Genomic DNA, 19,967 nt, shown 5'->3' on the forward strand with positions numbered 1-19,967 from the left:
CCTTCACACAAACGGAAGCGAGACCTCACCACCGTGACTGCTCTGACTCTCAGCACTGCCGGCGCAGCGACGCTGCGTGCCGACGCCCTCGTGGTCGGCGTGGCGAAGGGCCCGAAGGGCCCCGTCGTGGCCGCCGGCGGCGAGGCCGTGGACAAGGCTTTCGACGGAAGGCTCGCCGCCGTGCTCGACGCGCTCGGTGCCTCCGGCGCCGAAGGCGAGATCACCAAGCTGCCCGCACCGGACGGCCTGAAGGTCCCCGTCGTGCTGGCGGTCGGGCTGGGCTCCGCGCCCGAGGAGGACGAGTCCTTCGACGAGGAGGTGCTGCGCCGCGCCGCCGGCTCCGCCGCCCGCGCCCTGCACGGCTCCAAGAAGGCCGCCTTCGCGCTCCCCCTGGACGACGCCTCCGCCGTCACCGCCGTCGCCGAGGGCGCGCTGCTGGGCGCGTACGCCTTCACCGCCTACCAGGGAGGCGAGAAGAAGAACGGCAAGGGCGGCGAGAAGAACGGCGGACCGAAGCAGCCGCTGGCCGAGGTGGCCCTCCTGGGCGCCAAGCCGCGCGACAAGGAGCACAAGGCCGCGGCCGAGCGCGCCGCCGTCGTCGCGACCGAGGTCAACATCGCCCGCGACCTGATCAACACCCCGCCGAACGACCTCACCCCCGAGTCCTTCGCCGCCGTCGCGTCCGCGACCGCGAAGGAGAACGGCATCAAGGTCCAGATCCTCGACGAGAAGGCCCTCCTCAAGGGCGGCTACGGCGGCATCATGGGCGTCGGCAAGGGCTCCGAGAACCCGCCGCGCCTGGTGAAGCTCACCTACACCCACGCCAAGGCGGAGAAGACCCTCGCCTTCGTCGGCAAGGGCATCACCTACGACTCGGGCGGCATCTCCCTGAAGCCGGCCGGCCACAACGAGACGATGAAGTGCGACATGGCCGGCGCCGCCGCCGTCTTCGCCGCCGTCGTCGCGGCCGCGAAGCTCGGCCTCCGGGTCAACGTGACCGGTTGGCTCGCGCTCGCCGAGAACATGCCGTCCGGCTCCGCCACCAAGCCCGGCGACGTGCTGCGCATGTACAGCGGCAAGACCGTCGAGGTCCTGAACACGGACGCCGAGGGCCGCCTCGTCCTGGGCGACGCGCTGACCAAGGCCTCCGAGGACAACCCGGACGCGATCGTCGACGTCGCCACCCTGACCGGCGCGATGGTGCTGGCGCTCGGCGACCGGACCTTCGGCATCATGGCGAACGACGACGCCTTCCGCACCTCGATCCACGAGATCGCCGAAGAGGTCGGCGAGGCCTCCTGGCCGATGCCGCTCCCCGAGGACCTGCGCAAGTCCATGGACTCCCCCACCGCCGACATCGCCAACATGGGTGTCCGCATGGGCGGCGGCCTGGTGGCCGGCCTCTTCCTCCAGGAGTTCGTCGGCGAGGGCATCACCTGGGCCCACCTCGACATCGCGGGTCCGGCGTTCCACGAGGGCTCCCCGTACGGCTACACCCCCAAGGGCGGCACCGGCTCCGCCGTGCGCACCCTGGTGCGCCTCGCCGAGCGCACCGCCACCGGCGACCTGGGCTGACGTACCGGCTGAGGTACCGACCCCGGAACCAGCCGGTGTGACGTGCGGAACGCGCCCCGGGACCGAGATCACGGTCCCGGGGCGCGTTCGCTCTGGAAGAAACCTTGAGGATCAGTAGCTTTCTACGCAGCGGTAACCCTCACTTCGGACGGAACGACCGTCCACAGCCGGGGCCCGGCGTCCCGCGTTCCCCCGACAAATGCGAAGATGGGTTCTCGGCAGGACAGGGCCCCCACCACAGGGCCGAAGAAGCAAGCGGCCGATCACCAGCCGCCGCCCGGTCACAGAGGACCGGTGCCCGGCGCACATGCATGGAGGACGTGACGTGGCGAACGACGCCAGCACCGTTTTCGACCTAGTGATCCTCGGCGGTGGCAGTGGCGGTTACGCCGCGGCTCTCCGCGCGTCCCAGCTGGGTCTCGACGTTGCGCTGATCGAGAAGAACAAGCTCGGCGGCACCTGCCTGCACAACGGCTGCATCCCCACGAAGGCTCTGCTGCACGCCGGTGAGGTCGCGGACCAGGCGCGCGAAGCGGCCCAGTTCGGTGTCAAGACCTCCTTCGAGGGCATCGACATCGCGGGCGTGCACAAGTACAAGGACGAGGTCATCTCGGGCCTGTACAAGGGCCTGCAGGGCCTGGTCGCCTCCCGCAAGGTGACCTACATCGAGGGTGAGGGCCGTCTGTCCTCGCCGACCTCCGTCGACGTGAACGGGCAGCGCGTCCAGGGCCGCCACGTCCTGCTGGCGACCGGCTCCGTGCCGCGGTCGCTTCCGGGCCTGAACATCGACGGCAACCGCATCATCTCCTCGGACCACGCGCTGGTCCTGGACCGCGTGCCGCAGTCCGCCATCGTCCTGGGCGGCGGCGTCATCGGCGTCGAGTTCGCCTCGGCGTGGAAGTCCTTCGGCACCGACGTGACCGTCATCGAGGGCCTCAAGCACCTCGTCCCGGTCGAGGACGAGAACAGCTCCAAGCTGCTGGAGCGGGCCTTCCGCAAGCGCGGCATCAAGTTCAACCTCGGCACCTTCTTCGACAAGGCCGAGTACACCGAGAACGGCGTCCGCGTGACGCTGGCCGACGGCAAGACCTTCGAGGCGGAGGTGCTGCTGGTCGCCATCGGCCGCGGCCCGGTCTCGCAGGGCCTGGGCTACGAGGAGCAGGGCGTCGCGATGGACCGCGGCTACGTCCTGGTCGACGAGTACATGCAGACCAACGTGCCGACCATCTCGGCCGTCGGTGACCTCGTCCCGACCCTCCAGCTCGCGCACGTCGGCTTCGCCGAGGGCATCCTGGTCGCGGAGCGTCTGGCCGGTCTCAAGACCGTCCCGATCGACTACGACGGCGTCCCGCGCGTCACGTACTGCCACCCCGAGGTCGCTTCCGTCGGCATCACCGAGGCCAAGGCCAAGGAGATCTACGGTGCGGACAAGGTCGTGGCCCTCAAGTACAACCTGGCGGGCAACGGCAAGAGCAAGATCCTGAAGACCGCGGGCGAGATCAAGCTCGTCCAGGTCAAGGACGGTGCCGTGGTCGGCGTCCACATGGTCGGTGACCGGATGGGCGAGCAGGTCGGCGAAGCCCAGCTGATCTACAACTGGGAGGCCCTGCCGGCCGAGGTCGCGCAGCTCATCCACGCGCACCCGACCCAGAACGAGGCGATGGGCGAGGCCCACCTGGCCCTCGCCGGCAAGCCGCTGCACTCCCACGACTAATCGTCTCGGGCGCGACGACCACTACCGCACTTTCGTAAGGAGCAACAGAAACCATGTCGGTTTCCGTAACCCTTCCGGCGCTCGGCGAGAGCGTCACTGAGGGCACTGTCACCCGCTGGCTGAAGGCCGAGGGCGAGCGCGTCGAGGCCGACGAGCCGCTGCTCGAAGTCTCGACCGACAAGGTCGACACCGAGATCCCGTCGCCCGTCTCCGGCATCCTGGCCTCCATCAAGGTCGCCGAGGACGAGACCGTCGAGGTCGGCGCCGAGCTGGCCGTCATCGACGACGGCTCCGGCGCGCCGGCGCCCGCCGAGGCCGAGACCGTCGTGGCCGAGGTTCCGGCCGCGGCCCCGGCTCCGGTCGCCGAGGCCCCGGCCGCCGAGGCCCCGGCGGCCCCCGCACCCGCCGAGACCCAGGCTGCTGCCGCTCCCGCCGCGTCGGGCACTGATGTCGTGCTCCCCGCGCTGGGCGAGTCCGTCACCGAGGGCACCGTCACCCGCTGGCTGAAGTCGGTCGGCGAGACCGTCGAGGCCGACGAGCCGCTGCTGGAGGTGTCCACCGACAAGGTCGACACCGAGATCCCCGCGCCGGTCGGCGGCACCCTGCTGGAGATCCTCGTCGGCGAGGACGAGACCGCCGAGGTCGGCGCCCGTCTGGCCGTCATCGGTGTCGCGGGCGCGGCCCCCGCCGCCGCCCCGGCCGCCGCGGCTCCGGCTCCGGCCGCCGCCCCGGCTCCGGTTGCCGCCCCGGCGCCCGCCGCTCCGGCCGCCCCGGCTCCGGTCCAGGCCGCCGCCCCGGCCGCCGCTCCGGCTCCGGTCCAGGCCGCCGCCCCGGTGGCCGCTCCGGCTCCGGCCGCGCCGGTCGCCCCCGCCGCTCCCGCCGCCCCGGTTTCCGCCGGTGACGAGGGCGCGTACGTGACCCCGCTGGTGCGCAAGCTCGCCTCGGAGTCCGGCGTCAACCTGAACACCGTCACGGGCACCGGCGTCGGTGGCCGTATCCGCAAGCAGGACGTCCTGGCCGCCGCCGAGGCCGCCAAGGCCGCCGCTGCCGCCCCGGCTCCGGCCGCTCCGGCCGCCAAGGCTCCGGCCGCCGCGGTCTCCGAGCTGCGCGGCCAGACCGTCAAGATGACCCGCATGCGCAAGGTCATCGGCGACAACATGATGAAGGCCCTGCACTCGCAGGCGCAGCTCAGCTCCGTGGTCGAGGTGGACATCACCAAGATCATGAAGCTGCGCGAGAAGGCCAAGGCCGGCTTCCTCGCCCGCGAGGGCGTCAAGCTGTCCCCGATGCCGTTCTTCGTCAAGGCCGCCGCCCAGGCGCTGAAGGCCCACGCGGTCGTCAACGCCCGGATCAACGACGACGAGGGCACCATCACCTACTTCGACTCGGAGAACATCGGCATCGCCGTGGACTCCGAGAAGGGCCTGATGACCCCGGTCATCAAGGGTGCCGGTGACCTCAACCTGGCGGGCATCTCCAAGGCGACCGCCGAACTGGCCGCCAAGGTCCGCGGCAACAAGATCACGCCGGACGAGCTGTCGGGCGCGACCTTCACCATCAGCAACACCGGCTCGCGCGGCGCCCTGTTCGACACGGTCATCGTGCCCCCGAACCAGGTCGCGATCCTGGGCATCGGTGCCACGGTCAAGCGTCCGGTCGTCATCGAGACCGCCGAGGGCACCAACATCGGCATCCGCGACATGACGTACCTGACCCTGTCCTACGACCACCGCCTGGTGGACGGCGCGGACGCGGCCCGGTACCTCACGGCCGTCAAGGCCATCCTGGAGGCCGGCGAGTTCGAGGTCGAGCTCGGCCTGTAAGGCTCTCGCGCACAGCCCCGGCTGTCGCTCGCGGCGCCCCCGCCCGGATCCGTCCGGGCGGGGGCGCCGTCGTTGTAACGAGCCTCACCCTGCGTCCCTGCCGACGAACGCATCGCAGCGGTCCACGGCGGCCTTATTGTCTAGGCATCAGGCACCGCGTGTCCGCACACAGGAGTTGAACCGCCGATGATCACCCCACCCGTCGTGCACTCGCTGCGCGAGCAGATCCGCGAGCACATCGTGGAGGGGATCGTCAGCGGCCGCTGGAAGCCCGGTGAGCGGATCGTCGAGCGGCGGATCGCGGTGGAGCTGGAGGTCAGCCAGACGCCCGTACGGGAGGCCCTGCGCGAGCTGGAGACGCTGCGGCTGATCGAGTCGGCGCCGAACAAGGGGGTCCGCGTACGGAACCTCTCGGCGGCGGACCTGGAGGAGATCTACCCGGTGCGGGCCGGCCTGGAGCAGATCGCGGCGGAGCTGGCCGCGCCCCGGCTGGCGGCCGACTGCTCGGCCCTGGAACCGCACGTGGCGGCCCTGTGGGAGGCCGACCGGATCGAGGACGGCACGGCGCAGGTGCGACACACGGTGGGCTTCCACCGGGAGATGGTGCGCGCGGCCGGCAACAGCGTCCTCCTGCACACCTGGGAGAGCCTGGGCATCGAGGTGTTCACGGCCCTGTCGATCCGGTGGCTGGGAACCGTCCAGAAGTCCTACGCGGAGGAGCACGAGGCGCTCGTGGCCGCCTTCCGTGCTCAGGATCCGGAAATCGGCGTGCTCGTGAAGCGGCACGTCCTGGGCTGCGCGCCCCGCGCCTGACCTGCTGTTTTGAGGGGCTCTCCAGGGGCCCTCCGGCACTTGGCCCTGTACTGGATCCACCGGCACGGCGTGCCCGACTTCATGGCACCGGGTGCCGACTTTTCGCGCAAGGCCATTTATTCGTCACTTTTATTTGATCGATCATCGATCAGCGCTTTACAGTCGACCCGGACCCCAACCGGGTTCATCGACCCTGTCCTGCCCGTCAGGGTTTTCTTCACCACCTCCTCTCCTTTGTCCGGAAGGCGGCGCACACCGATGTCCGACCCCGTAGGAAAGCTTCCGAGCGAGCTCGACCAGCTCCCGGACCGCGACACCGAGGAGACCGCCGAATGGGCGGCCTCCCTCGACGCCGTCGCCAAGGCCGCCGGTTCGCGCCGCGCCGAGTACCTGCTCCGCCGCACCCTCCAGCACGCCGAGGCCGCCGGCCTCGCCCTGCCCAAGCTGCTGGAGACGGACTACGTCAACACCATCCCGACCTCCGCGGAGCCCGAGTTCCCCGGTGACGAGGCGATGGAAGCCAGGATCACCGCGTGGAACCGCTGGAACGCGGCCGCCATGGTGACCCGCGGCTCCAAGTACGGCGTCGGCGGCCACATCGCCACCTTCGCCTCCGCCGCGTGGCTGTACGAGACCGGCTTCCAGCACTTCTTCCGGGGCAAGGAGGCCGACGGATCGGGCGACCAGCTCTACATCCAGGGCCACGCCTCCCCCGGCATCTACGCCCGCGCCTTCCTCGACGGGCGCGTCTCCGAGCAGCAGCTCGACAACTTCCGCCAGGAGTCCGGCGGCAACGGCCTGCCGTCCTACCCGCACCCGCGGCGCCTGCCGTGGCTGTGGGAGTTCCCCACGGTCTCCATGGGCCTCGGCCCGCTCTCCGCGATCTACCAGGCGCGCTTCAACCGCTACCTGGAGAACCGCAACATCAAGGACACCTCCAACTCGCACGTCTGGGCCTTCCTCGGCGACGGCGAGATGGACGAGCCCGAGTCGACCGCCGCCCTGGCCCTGGCCTCCCGCGAGCGGCTCGACAACCTGACCTTCGTCATCAACTGCAACCTGCAGCGCCTCGACGGTCCGGTCCGCGCCAACTTCCGCGTGGTCCAGGAGCTGGAGGCCCAGTTCCGCGGCGCCGGCTGGAACGTCATCAAGTCGCTGTGGGGCTCCGCCTGGGACGAGCTGTTCCAGCTCGACACCACGGGCGCGCTCGTACGCCGCCTGCGCGAGGTACCCGACGCGCAGTTCCAGACGTACGCGACGCGCGACGTGGCGTACATCCGCCAGCACTTCTTCGGCGCGAACGCCGAGCTCGTGCGGCTGGCCGGCGTGCTCTCCGACGCGAAGATCGCCGAGTGCTTCCACAGCTCCCGCGGCGGCCACGAGCCCCGCAAGGTCTACGCCGCGTACAAGGCCGCCCTGGAGCACAAGGGCGCGCCGACGGTCATCCTCGCGCAGACCGTCAAGGGCTACACGCTGGGCGCCGGGTTCGAGTCGAAGAACGCGAACCACCAGATGAAGAAGCTGACGATCGACGAGTTCAAGGACATGCGCGACCTCCTTGGCCTCCCGATCCCCGACAGCGCCTTCGCCGACGGCCAGGTCCCGTACGGCCACCCGGGCGCGGACAGCCCCGAGGTGCGGTACCTGAACGAGCGCCGCGCGGCCCTCGGCGGTCCGGCCCCGGCCCGCAAGGTCCACCACGTGGCCCTGCCCGCGCCGGCCGAGCGTTCGTTCGCCCCGCTGCTCAAGGGCTCGGGCAAGCAGGAGATGGCCACCACCATGGCCTTCGTCCGGCTCGTCAAGGACCTGATGCGGGACAAGGAGACCGGCAAGCGCTGGGTGCCGATCGTCCCCGACGAGGCCCGTACCTTCGGTATGGAGTCCCTCTTCCCGTCGGCCGGCATCTACTCGCCGCTGGGTCAGACGTACGAGCCCGTCGACCGCGACCAGCTCATGTACTACAAGGAAGCCAAGGACGGCCAGATCCTCAACGAGGGGATCACCGAGGCCGGCGCCATGGCCGACTTCATCGCCGCCTGCACGTCGTACGCGACGCACGGCGAGCCGATGATCCCCTTCTACATCTTCTACTCGATGTTCGGCTGGCAGCGCACCGCCGACCAGATGTGGCAGCTCGCCGACCAGCTCGGCAAGGGCTTCATCGTCGGCGCCACCGCCGGCCGCACCACGCTGACCGGTGAGGGCCTCCAGCACGCGGACGGCCACTCGCACCTGATCGCGTCCACGAACCCGGCGTCGCTGAACTACGACCCGGCCTTCGCGTACGAGATCGCGGTGATCGTCAAGGACGGTCTGCGCCGCATGTACGGCGAGAAGCCGGAAGACGTCTTCTACTACCTGACGGTCTACAACGAGCCGAAGGTGCAGCCGGCCATGCCGGAGGGCGTGGAAGAGGGGATCCTCAAGGGCCTCTACCGCTTCAACACGGCGGCGGACCTGGCGGAGGCGGCCCCGGCCGCCGACGCCCCGAAGATCCAGCTCATGGCCTCGGGTACGGCGATCCACTGGGTGCTGGAGGCGCAGAAGCTGCTCGCCGCCGACTGGAACGTGGCCGCCGACGTCTGGTCCGCCACCTCCTGGGGCGAGCTGCGCCGCGACGCGCTGGAGTGCGACGAGGCCCTGCTGCGCGGCGAGGTCCGCACCCCGTACGTCACCCGCGCGCTGGAAGGCGCGCAGGGCCCGGTGCTGGCCGTCTCCGACTGGATGCGTCAGGTCCCGGACCAGATCAGCCAGTGGGTCGAGCAGGACTACACCTCGCTGGGCACGGACGGCTTCGGTCTGTCCGACACCCGCGAGGGCGCCCGCCGCCACTTCGGCGTCGACGCCCAGTCGATCGTCGTGGCCGCGCTGGCTCAGCTGGCCCGGCGCGGCGAGGTCCCGGCGTCCTCCGTCAAGGAGGCCCGGGAGCGCTACGGCCTCTGAGGCCGCTGTCGTTCGAGTACGCCGAAGGCCGGTGTCCCCCCCCCCTCACGGGGGTGGACACCGGCCTTTGGCCGTATGAGCGGTGGCGGCGAGGGGGTCGACCCGTGATGCTTGTCCCGTGATGGACGAGACGGAGTTCTGGGAGATCGTCGACCGTACCCGCGAGGCCGCCGAGGGCGACCCCGAGGAGCACGCCGAGCTGCTCGTGGAACGGCTGACGCAGCTCGATCCCGACTCCGTGCTGGACTTCGCGCGACATTTCGAGTCGCGCTACAACCGGGCGTACACCTGGGACCTGTGGGGCGCGGCGTGGGTGCTGCTGGACGGGGCGAGCGACGACGCGTTCGACTACTTCCGGTGCTGGCTGATCGGCCAGGGCCGGGAGGTGTTCGAGGGCGGCGTCCACGACCCGGACCGGTTGGCGGAGTTGCTGGGCGAGTTCGACGAGGAGATCGACGGGGACGGCGAGGAGCTGGGGTACGCGGCCGACGAGGCGTACGAGCAGCTGACGGGCGCGGTCGCGCCGGACCTGGGGATCCCCCTGCAACCGGCCGAGCCGGAGGGCACCGCGCTGGACTTCGAGGACGAAGCCGTGTTGGCGGAGCGCTTCCCCCGGCTGTGGGCGCGGTTCCGGGGCTGAGGGTGCTGAGGATCCCGTCCCGGGGCAGCCGTCGATCAGTAGTGGGTGCCGCCGTCGATGCGGATCTCGGTGCCGGTGATGAAGGCGCCGTCCTGCGAGCCGAGCATGGCGACGACGCCGGCGACGGTCTCGGGGCCCGCGAAGCCCTGGCCGAGGGCCGGGGCGAGCTTGGCGAACAGGCTCCAGTCGGTGTCCTCCGGCAGGCCGGGACCGTTGCCGGTGGTCATGCCGCTCTCGATGGAGCCGGGGGCCACGGCGACGAAGCGCAGGCCCTGCTTGCTGTACTCGGCGGCCAGCGCGTGGGTCATGGACTGGATGCCGCCCTTGCTGGCCGCGTAGGCGGACATGTAGGGGTGGGCGAAGTTCGCCGAGGTGGAGCTGAAGTTCACCACGACCGGCTGTGCGCCGGCGAGCAGCGCCGGGAGGGATTCGCGGATCATCAGGAAGGTGCCGGTCAGGTTGACCGCGATGACCTTGTTCCAGAGGTCGAGCGTGGTCTGGTGGGTGTGCGCGGAGCGCAGGATGCCCGCCGCGTTGACCAGGACGTCGATCCCGGTGAGGGCGTCCACGGCGGCGGCGACGCCGGCCCGGACGGCGGCCTCGTCGGATATGTCGAGGACGGCGGTCGTCAGCCGGTCGGCGTGGCCGTCGGCGAGCGCCCGGTCGGCGGTGGCCTTGAGGCCGGCCTCGTTGACGTCGACGGTGTGGACGCGGCCGCCCTCGGCGAGAATGCGGTGCACGGTGGCCTGGCCGATGCCGGAGCCGCCGCCGGTGATGAGGACACGACGTCCTTCGTAACGGTTCATGGGGCGAGCGTACCGAGTCGATGACACGTTTTGCCATAGTGGCATCGAATGCAATCGTCTGACATCCCGGGCGGTACGCTTCACCCGTGAGATCTCTCCGCCCGTACTCTCCCCCGAGCGGCCCCGGAACCCCGTCGCTGACCGAGCGGCGCAAGGCCGCCACGCAACTCGACATCGCCCGCGCGGCCTGCGAGCTCTTCGCCGAACAAGGCCCCGACGCCACCACCGCCGAGGACATCGCCCACCGCGCCGGGGTGGCCCTGCGCACGTTCTACCGCTACTTCCGCAACAAGCAGGAGGCGGTGGCCCCGCTGCTCGCGGGCGGCGGCGACGCGTGGCGCGCCCTGCTCTCCGAAGAGGACCCCGGCACCCCCCTGGCGGCGGCCCTGGAGCGCGCGGTGACGCGCGCGCTCAGCGATTCCCAGGCCGTCGAGGAGGGCCTTGAGGTCACCCGGGGGCTGCTGCGCGCCGCCACGGGCGACGAGGCGCTGCGGGCCGTCTGGTACCGGGTGAACCAGGAGTCCGAGGAGCGGCTGGTGCCGGTGGTGGCCCGGCTGGCCGGCCCGGAGGCGAGCGAGGTGTCCGTACGTCTGGTGGCGGCGGCCGCCACGGACGCGATCCGCGTCGCGCTGGAGGTCTGGTCGGCCGGCGACGACCCGGTCTCGGGCCCCGGCTCCCCCGCCGACCTGGCGGTGCGCTGCCTGCGCGAGCTCACGGGCGCGATGCCCCTGCTCCGCTGATCGCGGAACAGGGGCATCGGGGGGAGGCTACGGGTGCGGCGGGTCAGCGCCAGCCGCCCCAATCGTCGTACCGGTCGCCGTGGTGCCAGTTGGCGTGGTCCCAACGGCCCCAGTCGTCGTCCCAGTCGTGGTCGTGGTCGCTCCAGCGGCCGTTCCCGCCGCCGCCACAGTCGTCGTCGTTCCAGTGGTTCGAGTGCCGGTAGTCCGAGCGCCCGCCCCAACCGCCGTCGTGGGCGGAAGCACTGGTCAGCGGCAGCAGGCCGAGCGTGAGCCCGGCGGCCCCCGCGACAACGGCTCCAACGATCCTACGGCGCATCCTGACGCACCTCCGAACGTGTCTCGCTTATAGGGCGTTTACGTCGCTATCCACCGTCACCCGGACAGACCTGCCTGTCAAAAGCAGAAGGCCCCCGACCCCTCTCCGAAGAGAGCGGCGGGGGCCTTCCCTGCCTACGCTGACCTGGGGTTCTTACAGGTCGAAGTAGAGCTCGAACTCGTGCGGGTGCGGGCGCTGCGCGATCGGGGCGATCTCGTGCGTGCGCTTGTAGTCGATCCAGGTCTCGATCAGGTCCTGGGTGAAGACACCGCCGGCGAGGAGGTACTCGTGGTCCTCTTCCAGGGCCTTGAGGACGGCGTCCAGGCTGGTCGGGACCTGCGGGACGCTCGCGTGCTCGTCGGGCGAGAGCTCGTAGAGGTCCTTGTCGATCGGCTCCATCGGCTCGATCTTGTTCTTGACACCGTCGAGGCCCGCGAGGAGCAGGGCCGAGAAGGCGAGGTACGGGTTCGAGGACGGGTCCGGCGCGCGGAACTCGACGCGCTTGGCCTTCGGGTTCGAGCCCGTGATCGGGATGCGCATGGCGGCGGAGCGGTTGCGCTGCGAGTACACCATGTTGACCGGCGCTTCGAAGCCCGGCACCAGGCGGTGGTAGGAGTTCACCGTCGGGTTGGTGAAGGCCAGCAGCGACGGGGCGTGCTTGAGGATGCCGCCGATGTAGTAGCGCGCGGTGTCCGACAGGCCCGCGTAGCCGGCCTCGTCGTAGAACAGCGGCTCGCCGTTCGCCCACAGCGACTGGTGCACGTGCATGCCCGAGCCGTTGTCACCGAAGATCGGCTTCGGCATGAAGGTCGCGGTCTTGCCGTTGCGCCAGGCGACGTTCTTCACGACGTACTTGAAGAGCATCAGGTCGTCGGCCGCGGCGAGCAGCGTGTTGAACTTGTAGTTGATCTCGGCCTGGCCACCGGTGCCGACCTCGTGGTGCTGGCGCTCGACCTGGAGGCCCTGGGCGTCCAGTTCGAGGGAGATCTCGGCGCGCAGGTCGGCGAAGTGGTCGACCGGGGCTACGGGGAAGTAACCACCCTTGTAGCGGACCTTGTAGCCGCGGTTGTTCTCCTCGGAGCCCGTGTTCCAGGCGCCGGCCTCGGAGTCGATGTGGTAGAAGGCCTCGTTCGCGGAGGTCGCGAAGCGCACGCTGTCGAACACGTAGAACTCGGCCTCGGGGCCGAAGAACGCGGTGTCGGCGATGCCGGTGGAGGCGAGGTACGCCTCGGCCTTCTTCGCGATGTTGCGCGGGTCGCGGCTGTAGGCCTCACCCGTGATCGGGTCGTGGATGAAGAAGTTGATGTTGAGCGTCTTGTCCTTGCGGAACGGGTCCAGGCGCGCGGTGGTGATGTCGGCGCGCAGCGCCATGTCGGACTCGTGGATCGCCTGGAAGCCGCGGATCGAGGATCCGTCGAAGGCGAGCTCCTCCGCCGGGTCGAACGCTCGCGCCGGGATGGTGAAGTGCTGCATCACACCAGGCAGGTCGCAGAAGCGGACGTCGACGAACTTGACGTCGTTCTCCTCGATGTACTGCTTCACTTCGTCGGCGTTCTTGAACATCCAACTCCTCCTACTCCCGTCCCGGGGAGGGGGCGGGCTTTATAGCTCGTGGTGCGTCAGTGCGGTGCCGCACGCTGACCCGACCATAAGCAGGCGGGATTTCCCAAGCATGACCCATTTGTTTCGCACAAGTTAACCAGGGTCCCGTCGGAGGGCCGGGAAGCACCACCGGTACCGTGGTCGGGTGGACAACAGGCAAGCAATCGGATCCTGGCTCTCCGGCCCCCGCGCGGCAGCCGAGGAGATGGGCGTCGACTTCGGGTACCCGGGCCAGCGGCTCGGTCTGCCCCGGTCGGGGCCCGGCTCCGTGGCCCGCTTCGGGCGCCGGCTCGGCGCCGTCGCCATCGACTGGATCGGCTGCCAGCTGATCGCATACGGACTGATCACGGGCGGCGACCTGGCCGCCGCGGGCAACTGGACGCTGGGCCTCTTCCTGGCCCTGACCCTGCTGACCGTGAGCACCGTGGGCTTCACCCCCGGCAAGCGGATCGTCGGCCTCCGGGTGGTCGGGCAGGACGGCGGCCGCCTCGGCGTCCCGCGCGTGCTGCTCCGTACGGCGCTGCTGGCCCTGGTGATCCCGGCCCTGATCTGGGACCGCGACGGCCGCGGCCTGCACGACCGGCTCGCGGGCGCGGTCCAGGTCCGGATCTAGACACACAGATCCAGACGGACACACAGGGGCGCCCCCGAAGCCATCCGGCTTCGGGGGCGCCCCTGTGTGTATACGGCTGTGTGTATACGGAGTCAGCGCATCTTTCCGCCGCGCGGCATGCGCGCGCCCTTCGGCATGGGGCCCTTTGGCACCGGCATATTGCTCATGAGGTCCCCCATGGCCCGGAGCTTGTCGTTGGCCTGGGTGATCTGGGGGCCCGACAGGACGCGCGGGAGCTTCAGCAGCGTCGTACGGACCTTCTTGAGCGGGACCTCGCCCTCGCCGGTGCCCACGATGAAGTCGTGGACCGGCACGTCGGGCATGATGCGGGCCAGCTTCTTCTTCTCGGCCGCCAGGAGGGTCTTGACCCGGTTCGGGTTGCCCTCCGCGATGAGGACGACGCCCGCCTTGCCGACGGCACGGTGGACGATGTCCTGGTTCCGGTTCATCGCGACGGCCGGGGTGGTGGTCCAGCCCCGCCCCACGTTGTCCAGTACGGCCGCGGCCGCGCCCGGCTGTCCCTCCATCTGCCCGAAGGCAGCCCGCTCGGCCCGACGTCCGAAGACGATCGCCATCGCGAGGAACGCCACCAGGAAGCCCAGGATGCCCAGGTAGACCGGGTGGCCGATCAGGAAGCCGATCGCAAGGAAGACACCGAAGGTGACGATTCCCAGGCCCGCGACGATCAGACCGACCTTCGGGTCGGCCTTGCGCGTCATCTTGTACGTCAGGGCGATCTGCTTCATTCGCCCGGGGTTCGCAGCAGTCTCTGCGTTTGACTTCCTCGCCATAGGGCGAGTTTACGTGGCCTGCGGGGTACGGGTCGCCGCGGCCTCGAGTACGTGCTCGGTTTCGACCCGGTCCTTGGCCCTGCGACGGTCCTCCAGGACCGCCGTCCAGGCGTTGCGCCGGGCGCCGCTCATGAGCAGCGACTCGATGCCGCGGAAGGCTTCGGTGAAGGACGGGATGGCGATGGCGCGGACGGGCGCGGCCTGCATGATGTCGATCCCTCTCTCGGAACTCGCATCGGAATGTGAGCGGTGCGTGGACCCAGCGTCACTGACAGGTGTTACCAGGGCGTGACCGGTCGGTCAACTGTGATCGACGTGTTCCACACAATGGCGCGGCCCGCCAGGCTCTTCCTCGAATGAGCCTAGGGGCCGCGCCACTACCGGGTTACCCCCCGGTAAGGTTTTGTGCGTGAGTTCACACAGTCCGCCGCGTAGCGCGCGTCACACGCTCGCGACTCCGCCGCGCTTCCCGTGTCGTCGGTCGAGCTCCGCCTCGCCACCGCTCCGGCCGCGTGCCCACCCTCGTACCTCGGGCGGGCCCGCAACCTACGCTACGGCTCCGCCGCGCTTCTCCATCGCCTGGGTGTAGAGGCGCCCGGCGCGGTAGGAGGACCGGACCAGCGGGCCGGACATCACGCCGGAGAAGCCGATCTCCTCGGCCTCCTTCGCCAGCTCGACGAACTCGGCCGGCTTCACCCAGCGCTCGACGGGGTGGTGGCGCGGCGAGGGACGCAGGTACTGGGTGATCGTGATGAGTTCGCAACCCGCCGCGTGCAGGTCGCGCAGCGCCTCGCTGACCTCCTCGCGCTCCTCGCCCATGCCGAGGATCAGGTTCGACTTCGTCACGAGGCCGTACTCGCGCGCCTTGGTGATCACGTCGAGGGAGCGCTCGTAGCGGAAGCCGGGGCGGATGCGCTTGAAGATCCGGGGCACGGTCTCGACGTTGTGCGCGAAGACCTCGGGGCGGGAGGCGAAGACCTCTTCCAGCAGCTCCGGGACCGCGTTGAAGTCGGGGGCCAGCAGCTCGACCTTGGTGTGGCCGCCCTCGCGGCCCGCCGTTTGCTCGTGGATCTGGCGCACGGTCTCCGCGTAGAGCCAGGCGCCACCGTCGGCCAGGTCGTCGCGGGCGACGCCGGTGATCGTTGCGTAGTTGAGGTCCATGGTCACCACGGACTCGCCGACACGGCGCGGCTCGTCGCGGTCCAGGGCCTCGGGCTTGCCGGTGTCGATCTGGCAGAAGTCACAGCGCCGGGTGCACTGGTCGCCACCGATGAGGAAGGTGGCCTCGCGGTCCTCCCAGCATTCGTAGATGTTGGGACATCCGGCTTCCTGGCACACCGTGTGCAGTCCTTCGCCCTTCACCAGGGCCTGCATCTTCGTGTACTCGGGACCCATCTTCGCCCGGGTCTTGATCCACTCGGGCTTGCGCTCGATGGGGGTCTGGCTGTTACGGACCTCCAGGCGCAGCATCTTGCGTCCGTCGGGTGCGACTGCGGACACGACCGGCTCCCTGTGACTTCGATTCTTCGGCGCCCACCAGGGTACGCCCGTAATTTCGTACGCTCTTACGTCGGGCAACCCGGGGGTCGCCGGACGCATTCCCCGCCCGGTTACCCGGCGGCCGGCTCGATCTCGCGCGGCCGCAGCTCTGCGTTCTCCAGTACGTCCTTCAGGTGGCGCTCCACCACCGGCAGCAGCTCGGCGATGGTGACCTCGCGGCCGAGCTCGTAGGAGAGCGAGGTCACACCGGCGTCGCGGATGCCGCACGGGACGATGCGGTCGAACCAGGTGTTGTCCGGGTTCACGTTGATCGAGAAGCCGTGCATCGTGACGCCCTTGGCGACCCGGATGCCGATCGCGGCCAGCTTGCGGTCCTCGCGGCGCTGGCCGGCGTTGGACGGGGCGTACTCGGGACCGTTGAGGCGGGCGTCGAACTCGTCGTCGTGCAGCCGCGGGTCGAAGTCCAGGGAGAGCCCACCGAGCTTCGGGCGCTCCTCGACCGGGTCGCCGAGCACCCAGACCCCCGAGCGGCCCTCGACCCGGGTGGTCGCCACGCCGAAGTCGGCGGCGGTGCGGATCAGGGCCTCTTCGAGGCGCCGCACGTGGGCGACGACGTCGACCGGGCGGGGCAGCTTCATGATCGGGTAGCCGACGAGCTGGCCCGGCCCGTGCCAGGTGATCTTGCCGCCCCGGTCCACGTCGATGACGGGGGTGCCGTCGAGCGGGCGCTCGCTCGGGTCGGTGCGCCGGCCGGCCGTGTAGACGGGCAGGTGCTCCACGAGGAGGCAGGTGTCATCGATCTCGTCGGCGAAGCGGGCGGCGTGCACGCGCCGCTGCTCCTCCCAGGCCTCGGTGTACTCGACGGATTCCGGCCCGAAGCCCAGATGGACAAACCGAAGCTCAGTCACCGCAGCGCCTCCTCGTTGAACCTGCTGTGTGGAACCTGCTGTGTGCACGTATCGCACTCGGCAAGGGTACGGCGACCCCGGCGCGAGCCGTCAGGCCCCTCCGTCGGCGCCTTCCGCCGGGCCCTGCGGGGGCGGGCTCGGCCACTGTCGGGGGCGCCTGCGGCCCTGGGGCGGCCGGTCCGGGTCCTCGTCGGCACGGGGCAGCCGGCGGTGGCCCTCCGAGTGGTCGTTGACCCAGCCGCACACCCCGCACGCGTAGCGCCCGTCCAGACCCGCGATGTACGTCCCGCACCGCCGGCACTCGGCCTCGGTCAGCTCGGGCGCGGGCAACGGCGCCGTGGATTCTGCGTACGCGTCGGGGAGGTGCGCCCCCTGGGGTCGGCGGGTCATGGCCCGCAGCGTACGTGGACGCCTTGGGTCGACCCGTAAAGGGTCCTCCCCGATCCGCACACATCCGAGTGAGCGAGCCCCTGTCCTCCCCCGAGAGCGCCGCAAGCTGCTAGAGGGTGTCCGGCCGGCCCGCGACGGGGGTGGCCCGGGGAACGGTGGTGAACCAGGTGTAGACGGGGGCGAGGGTCGGGGAGACGGGCCATCCGTTGATCGTCGCCAGGAGCCGCCAGTAGCGCTCGGCAAGCGGGGCGGCCGTCATCCCCAGGCGGGCGAGGAGCCAGCGGCGCAGATCGCCGCCGGCGGCCCCCGCGAACGCGTGACCGTAGAGGCCTCCCAGCGCGTCGGCGGGGCGCGCGCCCGGCTCGGGGGCGGGGAGGACGCCGGCGGCCACGGCCTCGTCGATCCGTTCGCGCATCGCCCGGTCGATGCCGTCGTGCAAGGCCCCGACGTCCTGCCGGGAGGGCTCCCGCGCCTGTTCCTCGGCCATGCGACGTACGGCGGTGCGGAAGTCCGCGTTCCGGCAGAGTTCGGCGAGTTCCACCCAGGCCTCGATCTGTTCGGGTGCGGGATCGTCGGGCAGCTCGGGCACGGCGGACCGCATCAGGGCCACGAACTCCGGGTTGTCGTCGAGGCCGGTGAAGGTCTCGTCGACGAAGTCCGCGACCAGTCGGCGTTGTTCGCCCCGGGAAAGGTGGGCGAGTCGGTGCATGAGGTCCATCTCCTTGGTGGTGGCACGGCCGTTGGCGACTGCCCGCAGGACTGCCCGGCGCAGGCGGAGCGTGTGGATCCGTACGTCCAGGGCGTCGGCATGTGCCTCCGCGACGTCCCGGACGGACGCCTCCCGGTCCAACACCCGGCGCACGGTCGCCAGGTCGAGGCCGAGATCGCGCAGTGTGCGGGCCAGGTCCAGGCGGGCGAGGGCGTCGGCGTCGTAGAGCCGGTAGCCCGCCGGGGTCCGGTCGGTCGGGGGGACGATGCCCTGGTCGGAGTAGTACCGGATGGTCTTCACCGGCAGGCCGGTCCGGCGGGATAGCTCTCCGATGGAATAGAGCGTGTCGCTGTCCATGCCCCCAGCCTGGTGTCTCCCCCTGGGGGAGACTCAACCGGGCGCCGGGGCCACGTCAGGCGCGGTCATATTGACTGCTTGGCTCCTTCCTTGTCATGGCGATTTGTCCACCCCGAGGTTGGTTCTGCACACGATCGGATGAATGTGGGGCAGACAGGACGGTGCGGGCGAAGTTCGCCGCTACATTCGCGCCGTTCACAGGGCCGGGACTCCGGTCCGTCACGTCAGGAAACCGTGGAGCCGATGACGGAACGACCTGCCCAGCGTGTCCCCAACCGGCAGCTCGCGGCGCTGATCGCCGAGGCCGGGTTCTCCAACGCCGGGCTCGCCCGCCGCGTCGACCAGCTCGGCCTGGAGCACGGTCTCGATCTGCGGTACGACAAGACCTCCGTGACCCGGTGGCTGCGCGGCCAGCAGCCCCGCGGCACCACCCCCGCGCTGATCGCGGAGGTCTTCACCCGACGCCTCGGCCGCCGGCTGTCCGCCCAGGACCTGGGCCTGGACGCGTGCGCGCCCGTCTACGCCGGACTGGAGTTCGCGGCCACCCCCGAGGAGGCCGTCGACATCGCGAGCGGCCTGTGGCGCAAGGACTCCGGGTCGCACGCCGAGCTGCGCAAGATCGCCTTCACCCCGGCCGGGCTGGTGGTCCCCAGCCGGGACTGGCTCATCGGGCGGGCCGACGAACGCGTGGGGCGCGGCGCCGACGCCGCCGCCCGGGTGCCGGCGCAGGGCCGCACCACCGTCCCGCGCCAGCGCCAGATCGACCGGGGCCCCGGGCAGCGGGTGACCAGCGGGGACATCGCGGCGCTGCGGTCCGTGAGCGAGCTGTTCCGCACCCTCGACCACACCTACGGCGGCGGCCACGCCCGCCAGGCCCTCGTGCGCTACCTGGAGCACGAGGCCGAGCCGATGCTGCGCGGCACGTACGGGGAGACCACCGGGCGGCGGCTGTTCGCCGCCGCCGCCGACCTGACCCGGCTCGCGGGCTGGACCTCGTACGACATCGCCGCCCACGGGCTCGCCCAGCGGTACTTCGTGCAGGCGCTGCGGCTCGCCCAGGCCGCCGGGGACCGGGCCTACGGCTCGTACGTGCTGATCACGATGAGCCGTCAGGCGGTGTACCTCGGGCACGGCCGGGAGGCCGTCCAGCTGGCCCGGGTCGCCCAGCAGGGCGTCGGTTCCGGTCCGCCGCCGGTGGTGCAGGCGCTGCTGCACGCCTCCGAGGCGCGCGGGCACGCGGTGCTGGGCGAGGTCCGGGCGGCGACGGCCTGCCTGGTGCGGGCCGAGCGGGCGCTCGGCGCGGCCCGGCCGGGGGACGACGTACCGCACTGGGCCCGGCTGTTCGACGAAGGGCAGTTGGCGGACGAGTTCGGGCACTGCCACCGGGACCTCCAGCAGTACCGGGCCTCGGCGCAGCACGCGGAGCGGTCGTTGCAGTTGCGGGCGCCGGGGTTCGCGCGCTCGCGGCTGTTCTGCCGGGTGGTGTTGGCGACGGCGCGGCTGGGGCTGGGCGAGCTGGACCAGGCGTGCGCGCTGGGCGCGGAGGCGGCGCAGCAGGCGATGGAGATGCGATCGGTGCGGGCGGTGGAGTACGTACGGGACTTCGAGCGGCGGCTGGAGCCGTACCGCGACGCGGCGGCGGTCCGCACGTACCGGGACCGCGTGGCCGCGCTGTCCTGAGCCGCCTCGGGGTGGTCGGGACCCGGCCCACCGGGACCGGGTCCCGG

General features: G+C 70.8%; 18 protein-coding genes. 9 read left to right on the plus strand and 9 right to left on the minus strand.

What is annotated here, in order from left to right; genetic code table 11:
• The first annotated feature begins 33 nt into the window (after nt 1-33).
• The 6 genes from M4D82_RS10100 (at nt 34) to M4D82_RS10125 (ending at nt 9,508) form a co-directional block, all read left to right on the plus strand.
• Nucleotides 34-1,575 (plus strand): leucyl aminopeptidase, encoded by a 1,542-nt coding sequence (locus tag M4D82_RS10100; protein ID WP_249765718.1) that lies wholly within the window; start codon nt 34-36, stop codon nt 1,573-1,575.
• Nucleotides 1,576-1,900: 325 nt separating this feature from the next.
• Nucleotides 1,901-3,289 carry a dihydrolipoyl dehydrogenase gene (lpdA, locus tag M4D82_RS10105; RefSeq protein WP_249765719.1) on the plus strand — a complete coding sequence of 463 codons (1,389 nt, stop codon included), beginning with the start codon at nt 1,901-1,903 and terminating at the stop codon, nt 3,287-3,289.
• Between the two features lie 53 nt (nt 3,290-3,342).
• The gene (sucB, locus tag M4D82_RS10110) at nt 3,343-5,112 is read left to right on the plus strand and encodes a 2-oxoglutarate dehydrogenase, E2 component, dihydrolipoamide succinyltransferase (protein WP_249765720.1); all 1,770 of its coding nucleotides are present in this window, start codon (nt 3,343-3,345) and stop codon (nt 5,110-5,112) included.
• 189 nt (nt 5,113-5,301) lie between these two features.
• Nucleotides 5,302-5,925, plus strand: coding sequence for a GntR family transcriptional regulator (locus tag M4D82_RS10115; RefSeq protein ID WP_249771659.1), 624 nt, complete (start codon nt 5,302-5,304; stop codon nt 5,923-5,925).
• A gap of 258 nt (nt 5,926-6,183) precedes the next feature.
• Nucleotides 6,184-8,868 (plus strand): pyruvate dehydrogenase (acetyl-transferring), homodimeric type, encoded by a 2,685-nt coding sequence (aceE, locus tag M4D82_RS10120; protein WP_249765721.1) that lies wholly within the window; start codon nt 6,184-6,186, stop codon nt 8,866-8,868.
• A gap of 118 nt (nt 8,869-8,986) precedes the next feature.
• Nucleotides 8,987-9,508: a DUF4240 domain-containing protein gene (locus M4D82_RS10125; protein ID WP_249765722.1), complete on the plus strand. Its 522-nt coding sequence runs from the start codon at nt 8,987-8,989 to the stop codon at nt 9,506-9,508.
• A 35-nt stretch (nt 9,509-9,543) separates the two neighbouring features.
• Here the strand turns inward: M4D82_RS10125 and M4D82_RS10130 are convergent, their stop codons facing one another.
• Nucleotides 9,544-10,314: an SDR family NAD(P)-dependent oxidoreductase gene (locus M4D82_RS10130; protein WP_249765723.1), complete on the minus strand. Its 771-nt coding sequence runs from the start codon at nt 10,312-10,314 to the stop codon at nt 9,544-9,546.
• A gap of 86 nt (nt 10,315-10,400) precedes the next feature.
• Here M4D82_RS10130 and M4D82_RS10135 point away from each other — a divergent pair, with 86 nt between their 5' ends.
• Nucleotides 10,401-11,054 carry a TetR family transcriptional regulator gene (locus M4D82_RS10135; protein ID WP_249765724.1) on the plus strand — a complete coding sequence of 218 codons (654 nt, stop codon included), beginning with the start codon at nt 10,401-10,403 and terminating at the stop codon, nt 11,052-11,054.
• A gap of 43 nt (nt 11,055-11,097) precedes the next feature.
• Here the strand turns inward: M4D82_RS10135 and M4D82_RS10140 are convergent, their stop codons facing one another.
• A complete protein-coding gene (locus M4D82_RS10140) occupies nt 11,098-11,370 on the minus strand; it encodes a hypothetical protein (protein ID WP_249765725.1) in 273 nt (90 codons plus the stop codon).
• A 153-nt stretch (nt 11,371-11,523) separates the two neighbouring features.
• The gene (gene glnA / locus M4D82_RS10145; protein ID WP_249765726.1) at nt 11,524-12,933 is read right to left on the minus strand and encodes a type I glutamate--ammonia ligase; all 1,410 of its coding nucleotides are present in this window, start codon (nt 12,931-12,933) and stop codon (nt 11,524-11,526) included.
• A 184-nt stretch (nt 12,934-13,117) separates the two neighbouring features.
• On the opposite strand from glnA, the gene M4D82_RS10150 reads away from it, so the two are divergent.
• The gene (locus M4D82_RS10150; protein WP_249765727.1) at nt 13,118-13,585 is read left to right on the plus strand and encodes an RDD family protein; all 468 of its coding nucleotides are present in this window, start codon (nt 13,118-13,120) and stop codon (nt 13,583-13,585) included.
• 92 nt (nt 13,586-13,677) lie between these two features.
• Here the strand turns inward: M4D82_RS10150 and M4D82_RS10155 are convergent, their stop codons facing one another.
• The 6 genes from M4D82_RS10155 to M4D82_RS10180 form a co-directional block, all read right to left on the minus strand.
• A complete protein-coding gene (locus tag M4D82_RS10155; RefSeq protein ID WP_249765728.1) occupies nt 13,678-14,376 on the minus strand; it encodes a DUF4191 domain-containing protein in 699 nt (232 codons plus the stop codon).
• 9 nt (nt 14,377-14,385) lie between these two features.
• Nucleotides 14,386-14,583, minus strand: a complete 198-nt coding sequence (locus M4D82_RS10160) for an SCO2195 family GlnR-regulated protein (RefSeq protein ID WP_030233071.1) — start codon at nt 14,581-14,583, stop codon at nt 14,386-14,388.
• A gap of 339 nt (nt 14,584-14,922) precedes the next feature.
• On the minus strand, nt 14,923-15,876 hold the full coding sequence (lipA, locus tag M4D82_RS10165; RefSeq protein ID WP_249765729.1) for a lipoyl synthase: 954 nt from the start codon (nt 15,874-15,876) through the stop codon (nt 14,923-14,925).
• A 110-nt stretch (nt 15,877-15,986) separates the two neighbouring features.
• The gene (lipB, locus tag M4D82_RS10170) at nt 15,987-16,784 is read right to left on the minus strand and encodes a lipoyl(octanoyl) transferase LipB (RefSeq protein WP_249765730.1); all 798 of its coding nucleotides are present in this window, start codon (nt 16,782-16,784) and stop codon (nt 15,987-15,989) included.
• A gap of 90 nt (nt 16,785-16,874) precedes the next feature.
• On the minus strand, nt 16,875-17,174 hold the full coding sequence (locus tag M4D82_RS10175; protein WP_249765731.1) for a hypothetical protein: 300 nt from the start codon (nt 17,172-17,174) through the stop codon (nt 16,875-16,877).
• Between the two features lie 109 nt (nt 17,175-17,283).
• On the minus strand, nt 17,284-18,240 hold the full coding sequence (locus tag M4D82_RS10180) for a helix-turn-helix domain-containing protein (protein ID WP_249765732.1): 957 nt from the start codon (nt 18,238-18,240) through the stop codon (nt 17,284-17,286).
• A 243-nt stretch (nt 18,241-18,483) separates the two neighbouring features.
• On the opposite strand from M4D82_RS10180, the gene M4D82_RS10185 reads away from it, so the two are divergent.
• Nucleotides 18,484-19,920 (plus strand): NsdA family TPR-like regulatory protein, encoded by a 1,437-nt coding sequence (locus tag M4D82_RS10185; protein WP_249765733.1) that lies wholly within the window; start codon nt 18,484-18,486, stop codon nt 19,918-19,920.
• Nucleotides 19,921-19,967: the final 47 nt, after the last annotated feature.

This window comes from Streptomyces sp. RerS4 (assembly GCF_023515955.1).
GTDB lineage: Bacteria > Actinomycetota > Actinomycetes > Streptomycetales > Streptomycetaceae > Streptomyces.